Genomic DNA, 7712 nt, shown 5'->3' with positions numbered 1-7712 from the left:
AGGCGCGGGTGAGGCCGTCGGTGGGCGAGGCGGGGATGGGGGGCTGGGTGGGCAGCGGGGTGAAGCCGAGCGGGGCGGTGTGGTTGATCGGGAAGCTGGTCGGCATGGTGCCGGTGGCCCGGCCGTAGGCGCAGGCGACCGCCGCCATCGCGCCGGCCACCGCCAACTCGCCTGCTCCGCCCGGGACCCCGGTGGTCGGCGGCATCACCACGATGTCCAGCTCGGGCGGCGTGTTCCACTGCCGGGTGTAGAAGTAGTTGTCCCAACTGCCCTCCAGGAAGGCCCCGTTCTGGAGGTGCAGGCTGGAGGTGAGGGTGGTCGCGATGCCGTCCATCAGGCCGCCCATCATCTGCGCCTCCAGGCCGCGCGGGTTGACCGCCAGGCCGACGTCCACGGCGCAGACCGCCTTGGTGACCCGGGGCCCGGTACAGGCGTCCGGGACCCGCCGGTTGACGGTGGCGGGAGTGCAGTCGATCTCGGCCAGCACGGCGACGAAGGAGTGGTACTCCGCGTGGATCGCGATCCCCTGGGCGGTGCCGGGGGCCATGGTGCGCCCCCAGGAGCCGAGTTGGGCGACCTTGTCGAGCACCGCCCGGGCCCGGTCGTCCTTCAGGAAGGAGCGCCGGAACCGGTAGGCGTCCTGGCCCATGGCCGCGGCGAGCCGGTCGATCACCAGCTCCTGCGCGCACCGCACGTTGGGCGAGTAGATGCCGCGCATGCTGCCGGTGTTGAAGCCGTGGTCGACCTCGTTCAACAGCTGTGTGGTGACGCCGAACTGGTAAGGGGTCTGCTGGGTGAGCTGGAACATCACCTCGGAGAAGCCGGTGTCGACCACCGGCAGCTTGTCGGCCAGCGAGGTGATGATCTCGCCGATGCCGTGGCCGAAGTCGGTCCAGACCGAGGTGTGCCGCTGCTCGAAGCTGACCACGTTGCCGAGCGAGTAGGTGGCCCGCACCCGGGAGGTGGACATCGGGTGGGTGCGGCCCTGCCGGAAGTCGTCGGTGCGGTGCCACATCAGCTTGACCGGCTTGCCGACCGCCTTGGAGACCAGCGCGGCCTCCAGCGCCGCGTCATGGAAGAGCTTGCGGCCGAAGGAGCCGCCGCCCTGGGTGACGTGCACGGTGACCGCGGTCAGCGGCAGGCCGAGGGCGGCCGCGATCTCGCCCTGCGCGACGATCGGCGCCTTCATCGCGCCCCAGATCTCGGCCCGGTCGGACCGGACGTCGGCGATCGCGCAGTTCGGCTCCAGCGCGCTGTTGCTGGCGAAGTGGAAGGTGAAGCGGGCGTCGATGGCCTGCGTCAGCAGCGGCAACGGCGGTACCACCAGCGGGAGTTCGGCGGCCTGCAGATCCTGCAGCACGCTGGCGTCGCTGGCCCCCTCGGCGGTGCCCGGGCCCCAGCTCACCTGCAGCGCCCGGACGGCGTCGATGCACTGGCCGAAGGTCTGCCCGCGCACGGCCACGCCGCTGGGCACCGTGACCACGTCGGTGATGCCGGGCATCGCCAGCACCGCCGCCTGGTTCCGCACCGAGCGGACGGTCCCGTTGATCGTCGGCGGCCGGCAGATCATGGTCGGCAGCGCGCCGGGCACGCTCAGGTCCATGGTGAACTGCTTGCGCCCGGTGACCGCGTCCAGCGCGTCGATCCGGTTCTGCGGGGTGCCGATCACGCTGAAGCTGCCCGAGGGCTTCAGCGCCACCGGCACCGCCACGGTGGTCGCGCTGGCGGCCGCGGCGGCCAGCTGCCCGTAGCCGACGCTCGCCCCGCCCGGCGCGGAGACCACGCCGGCCGAGGTGGTCAGCGCCGCCACCGGCACGCCCAGCTGGGCCGCGGCGGCCGCGAGCAGGCGCTGCCGGGCGACCGCCGCGGCCACCCGCACGGGGGTGTAGGTGGAGACGGTGGTGTTCGATCCGCCGGTCAGCTGGTTGAAGAGCAGCTCCGGGCGGGCGTCGGCCAGCGTGACCCGCACCTTGTCCAGCGGCAGGTCCAGCTCCTCGGCGATCAGCATCGCGGTGGAGGTGGTGACGCCCTGCCCGACCTCGGCCCGGGGCAGCACGAAGGAGGCCGTGCCGTCGGGGTTCAGCTGGATGCTGATCAGGTTCGCGGTCGGCAGCGCGGCATCGGTGAGCAGGTCCGTGAGGTCGTACACGTCGGCCGGCTCGGGCAGCGACGGGATCGCCGCCTCCGCCGGGCCCGCGCCGCCGACCTCCCCGAGCTGCGCCGCCACGGTGAGCGTCGAGGCCGCGAGCACGTAGCCCAGGAACCTGCGACGCCCCAGCCGGTCGTCCTGATCGCCCATCAGTTGTCCTCTCCCCGACAAACCCGTGCTGGGGAGCCTGCCATACCGGCGAGTAGCCCACCACATCGGGGCGGAGCCGGCCGCCCGGTGCAGCGCCCCCGCCGCCGGCGGACGGCCGCAAGGGCCGGTACGGGCTGGGTCATCGGCTCCCGCTCCAGATCCGGCGGACCGCCGGGAGGCCCTCGGCGGCGATGCGCTGGAAGACCCTGGTGTCGGCGGCGAACGGCGACGAACTGCGTGGGTAGTGGACGAGGACGTCGGTGAAGCCGTGTTCCGCGCACCTGCCCACGAAGTCGACGAAGCGTTCGACGGAGGCCAGCGGGCGGTCGCCGACCACACTGCCGTTGATCATCCGGGCGAGCTCCGAGGGCGCCCGACCGGCAGTGGCGCACGCCTGGTCGAGCCGGTCCTGCTGCTGGCCTACCAGCGTGAGCCCCTCGTGCTCGGACAGCCGGCCGAATCGCCGGGGGTCGCCGTTGGTGATCCAGATCTGGGCGTGCTCGGCGACCAGGGCGAGACCGCGGGGCCCGGTCGCCGCGAGCGCGAACGGCACCCGCGGGCGCTGCACGCAGCCGGGCAGCATTCGCGCACCCACGGCCTGGAAGTACCGGCCCCGGTGGTCCGTCTCCGGAGCGCGCAGCAGCCGATCGGACAGCTCCACGAACTCCCGGAACCTGTCCTGCCTTTGACCTGGGGTCATGGCACTGCTCCCGAGCACTTCGGTGTCGTGCCCGTCGGCCCCGGCCCCGATGCCCGCGATGAACCGCCCGCCGGACACGTCGTCCAGGGTCATCACGTCCTTGGCCCAGGTGACGGGGTGGCGGAAGTTCGGCGAGGTGACCAGGGTGCCCAGGCGGATCCGTTCGGTGGCGGTGGCCGCGGCGGTCAGGGTGGGCAGGGCGCCGAACCAGGGGCCGTCCTTGAGCGAGCGCCAGGACAGGTGGTCGTAGGTCCAGGCGTGGTCGAATCCCCACTCCTCCACCTCGCGCCAGATTCGGCGGGCGGTGTCCCAACGGTGCTCCGGCAGTACCACGACTCCGACGCGCATGACTTCTACCATTCTGCTCGGTGGGGTCGGGTTCGAGCAGCGGGCCCGACCCCCGGTTCGACGGTCGGCGGGTCAGGCGGTGAGCGCCTTGACGACGACCTCGTGGAGCTGCCGGCTGTCGGAGACCGGGGTGATGGCGTCCGCCGGGAGCTCGGTGAAGTCGCCGGCGTGGTAGCTCCCGCTGCCGTGGACCACGATCTGTGCGGCGGGGGCGACCAGACCGCGGTCCGCCGCGTTCAGCACACCGGTGAGCGCCATCACCAACGACCACTCGCGCAACAGCCGCGGGTCGGCGGGCAGGTGCACGCCGGTCGGGCCGAGCAGCGCCCGGATCTGCGGATAGCGGGCGAGGCACTCGTGCAGCGAGACCACGATGCCGTCGCCGCCCTGCCGCTGGATCAGCGTCGACATCTCCGCGGCGGTGACCGGGGTCCGGGTGTAGAAGGTGGGCTCCAGGGTCTCTCCGGGATCGGCGGTCAGCAGCGGGAAGTGCGGGTCCGCGTCCTGCGCGTACAGGCCGGTCGCGGGGTCGTAGCGGTAGTCGGGCAGCCCGGCTCGGGAGAAGCCGCCGGTGCGCAGGTGCAGCACCATGTCGGGGGTGTCCAGGTGCTGGACCAGCAGGTAGCCCGGCTCCGGCTCGCCGGCGGGCGTGAGCCGGCGGCGGCCGTAGGCGTGTCCCAGCAGGCCGAACGCGCTGGAGACCGAGTGGGCGTGCAGTCGACCGTGCGGCGGCACCGGACCCAGCACGTCGTGCTCGACCACGGCGCGCAGCGCGTCCGCCATCTTGTAGTTGGCGATGTTGAGGGTGTACCAGATCCGGTAGCCGGTCAGGCCCTCGGTGTCGGCGCCGTGCTCGTGCAGGAAGGAGAGGGCCAACTCCTTGACCGAGGCGCGCTGCGGCCCGTCGTAGGTGACCACCGGGTTCTGTGCCCGCAGCCGGTGGTCCCGGCTCAACGGTGAGGACCAGAGCTTGTGGCGGGCGGCGCCGGGCACCACGACGACGATCCGCAGCTGGTCCCCGGTGACCAGTCCGGCGTCAACCGCCCGCCACACCGCATCGCGCAGGGCTGTCGCCTTGTTCGCGGAGGACGGGGTGACGATGACGATCCGCTCCCCGGTCTGCTGGATGTGGTGGACGGCTCGGGCCACCATGAGCAGCGAGGCGAAGGTCTTGGTGGTACGGGTGCCCGGGTTGCCCATCATGTTCAGCAGTGCCAGCTCGCGTCCCCGGTACTCGCCGAGCCGGTCCAGCGCGATGTCGGAGGCGCCGAGGAACTGCTGCAGCGCCTCGGTCATCGGCGGTAGCCGGTAGGCGGGTTCGAAGCCCGGCTGGCCCTGGGGGACCTCCTCGGCGAGGAGCCGGGCCGCCTGCCCGGCCTGCTCGTAGTACCGGGTGATGACGTTCTCGATGAGGATCTGCTGCTCCGGCTGGTGCGCGATCATGTCGATTTCACTTCCGATCGAGGTGGTCGAATGGGCGGTCAGGAGGTGCGGCTGATGGCCCGTCACACGGCCGGGCTCGGTCGCGCTGGTGCGATCCGGCCGCTGATCCGGTGGAAGAGGACGGCCTTGGTGCCCGCCTGCAGCAGGTTCGCGCAGATCAGCGCCGTCCACAGGGCACTGAGTCCGCCGGCGTCGGCCGCCGGCACGGCGCTCAGGCAGAGCGCCCCGAAGAGGACGGCGGTGGATATCAGGCTGGGCAGGGTCCGCTTGAGCCCGACCATGCCGAAGCCGGCGATCGCCTGCAGCCCGTCGGTCATCACCACGGCGCAGACCAGCGGCAGTTGGTGCTGCAACGACTGCCTCAGCGAGGCGTCGTCGCTGAGGAACGGGATGAGGGAGTGCCCGAACACCAGGAGCACGACGGCCAACGTGCCGATCCCGCAGACCGTGACGCCCGCGCCCGCGACCACGTTGCGCCGGGTTCGCGGGATGTCGCCGTCGCGCACGGCCCCGGCCACCTGCGGCACGGTCGCCTGGCCGATCGCCACGGCTAGCGTGTAGATCAGGTTGACGAGGGTCTCGCAGACCCCGTGCACCGCCGCCTGCTGGGTGCCGAGCCGGGCCGCGGCGAACGTCAGCACGCCGAGCACCGCGAACTTGATCAGGACGGTTCCCGCGAGCGGGATGCCGACCCTGGCGAGCCGGAGCATCGCCTCGAAGTCCGGACGGCCCGGGGTGAGCGGCGCACCGGCGAGCGCCGGGACGCGGCGCAGCGCCACCTGCATGCGGACGGTGGTGACCAGACTCGAGGTCAGCATCGCGATGCCGGCGCCGTTCAGTCCGAGCGAGGGCACCGGGCCGATGCCGCCGATCAGCGTGACGGAGAGCACCACCGCCAGCGCGGTGCCCACCAGGCCGGCCCGCAGCACCAGCCGGCTCCGGTCCAGCGCGACCAGTACCGAGGTCGCGGAGGTGCCGACCGAGAGCGAGAGCACGCTGATGGCCAGCAGCAGCGGGAAGAGGCCCAGGTGGTTCAGCGTGCTCGCCGGGACCCCGGTGGCCGACCCGATCACGGAGACGCCGCCGACGGCCAGCGCTCCGAGCCCGCCGGTGACGAGCCCCAGCCACATGCTGTTGCGCACCAGCGGGACCATGCGCTTCGGATCGTCCTCGTACTCGGCGACGAAGGGCATCACCCCGCGCAGTACCCCGGCCACGGTGGCGGCGGCGGGGCTGTACACCGCGATGGTCACGGCGAACGCGGCCAGCGAGGCCGTCGCGTGCCGACCGAGCATCGCACTGTCCACGAGCGCGGCGGCCGAGGCCGCGACCATGGTCAGATAAAGCGGCAGGGCGGTTCGGGCGATCCTCGTGAAGGCATTCGATTGCGCCCTGCTCGTGACTGTCATGAATTGTCCTGTCGAAGGGATGACGAGGAATTTCCGGACCGGGCCCGGTCGAACGGATCGGAAATGGCGGCGGCGAGTTCCTGCTCCGGCCCGAAGAGACGGAAAAGGCCGTCCGCCCGGCCGCGGAACACCTCCGCACACGGGTCGCCCCGGCCTGGGCCGGGCAGGCGCCGGCCCAGGCCGGGCCGCCGCCCGGCCGCCGCCCAGAGGCTCCGGCACGGCTTCTCGCCGCTGCGGCGGCCAGGTCCTAAGAGCTTGACGACGGCAGTCCGGAAATGTTCGCCGAGGTATTCCTCGGGTTCTCGGCAAGCCGCGATGGAACCGGTCGCGTGAGGCGTGAGCAAGATATCAGAAAGCATTGCCGGAGGTCTATTGCCGTCGCTCGAGATCGGCTCCCGGAACGGTGGATCGCGGCGCGCCGCCGGGGTACTCTCGAATGACGCCGAGGCGCTCCGCAATGGAGGGCAGGGCGATCCCGCCTTTTCGTGCGGTACGTGTCCCGATATGGGGGAGTCATGGAAAACAACGCTTTCGAACGCATTGCCTTCAGCTATCCCGGCCAGGGTTCCCAGGTCACCGGAATGGGAAAGGACGCCGTCCAGGACTCGCCCCTGGCCCGACGCCTCTACCAGGACGCGGACGAGGTGCTCGGCTTCCCGCTCAGCCGGGTGTGCTTCGAGGGTGACGAGGAGCAGCTGCGCGACACCGCGGTGACCCAGCCGGCCGTCTTCCTCACCAGTCTGGTCTTCACCCGCCTGCTGGCCGAGCGTGGCGTGCGCCCGGACGTGGTGGCAGGGCACAGCCTGGGGGAGTACGCGGCCCTGGTGACCGCGGGCGTGCTCGACTGGACCGACGCGCTGCGCCTGGTCCGGGTGCGCGGTGCGCTGATGGCCGCGGTCAACCGCCGCCGGCCCGGCAGCATGGCGGGCGTGCTCGGTCTGCCGGCCGAGCGGGTCGAGGAGCTCTGTGCTCAGGCCACCCGGCAGGGCTCGGGCACCGTGCAGGTCGCGAACTACAACTCCGCGACCCAGACGGTGGTTTCCGGGGACACCGAGGCGGTCGAGGCGCTGGCCCGCAGCGCCAGGCAGGCGGGTGCCCAGCACGTGGCCCGGCTCAGCGTCGGCGCCCCGTTCCACTCGGTCTTCATGGCGGACGTGGAGCAGGAGTTCGCCGAGCACCTGGGGGCCGTGCCGTTCGCCGCTCCGCGGCTGCCCGTGGTGGCCAATACGACGGCCGGCTACCTCGAGTCGGGGACGGCGGCCCGGGAGGCGCTGCGCCGTCAACTGGCCTCTCCGGTGAGGTGGACGCAGACGATGGAGCTGCTGGTCGCCGCCGGGGTGACGGCCTTCGTCGAGGTGGGCCCCGGCCGGGTGCTCAGCAACCTCTCGCGGGCCTCCGCGCCGGGTGCGGCCGCACTGGCCGTCGGGACGGTGCGTCAGCTCGACAAGGCCGTGGAGCGATTGGCCTGCGCGCCGGTCTGACGCGTGCCGTTCCGGCGTCCACACCGCGGTGA

Annotated in this window: 5 protein-coding genes; 1 reads left to right on the top strand and 4 read right to left on the bottom strand. The window is 72.1% G+C overall.

Annotated elements, in window-relative coordinates:
* From ACFYNO_RS40260 to ACFYNO_RS40245, 4 genes are all read right to left on the bottom strand, one after another.
* On the bottom strand, positions 1-2299 hold a 2299-nt coding region (locus ACFYNO_RS40260), incomplete at its 3' end, for a molybdopterin cofactor-binding domain-containing protein (RefSeq protein WP_388023494.1).
* Positions 2300-2438: 139 nt separating this feature from the next.
* Entirely contained in the window at positions 2439-3347 is a 909-nt protein-coding gene (locus tag ACFYNO_RS40255; RefSeq protein ID WP_388023492.1) for an LLM class flavin-dependent oxidoreductase, read from the bottom strand.
* A gap of 72 nt (positions 3348-3419) precedes the next feature.
* Positions 3420-4790: a DUF6002 family protein gene (locus ACFYNO_RS40250; RefSeq protein ID WP_388023489.1), complete on the bottom strand. Its 1371-nt coding sequence runs from the start codon at positions 4788-4790 to the stop codon at positions 3420-3422.
* Positions 4791-4852: 62 nt separating this feature from the next.
* Positions 4853-6124, bottom strand: coding sequence for an MATE family efflux transporter (locus ACFYNO_RS40245; RefSeq protein ID WP_388023488.1), 1272 nt, complete (start codon positions 6122-6124; stop codon positions 4853-4855).
* Positions 6125-6714: 590 nt separating this feature from the next.
* Here ACFYNO_RS40245 and fabD point away from each other — a divergent pair.
* Entirely contained in the window at positions 6715-7680 is a 966-nt protein-coding gene (fabD, locus tag ACFYNO_RS40240; protein WP_388023485.1) for an ACP S-malonyltransferase, read from the top strand.
* Positions 7681-7712: the final 32 nt, after the last annotated feature.

The sequence above is a fragment of the Kitasatospora sp. NPDC006697 genome (genome assembly GCF_042869935.1).
In the GTDB taxonomy this organism is placed as follows: domain Bacteria; phylum Actinomycetota; class Actinomycetes; order Streptomycetales; family Streptomycetaceae; genus Kitasatospora.
The sequence above is the reverse complement of the archived record's forward strand: the minus strand, read 5'-3'. Positions and strand labels throughout refer to the sequence as shown.

Coding starts and splice junctions, on each gene's coding strand:
- ACFYNO_RS40245 (WP_388023488.1), bottom strand. CDS start 6,124: ATGGTCGCGGCCTCGGCCGCCGCGCTCGTGGACAGTGCGATGCTCGGT.
- ACFYNO_RS40250 (WP_388023489.1), bottom strand. CDS start 4,790: ATGATCGCGCACCAGCCGGAGCAGCAGATCCTCATCGAGAACGTCATC.
- ACFYNO_RS40255 (WP_388023492.1), bottom strand. CDS start 3,347: ATGCGCGTCGGAGTCGTGGTACTGCCGGAGCACCGTTGGGACACCGCC.
- fabD (WP_388023485.1), top strand. CDS start 6,715: ATGGAAAACAACGCTTTCGAACGCATTGCCTTCAGCTATCCCGGCCAG.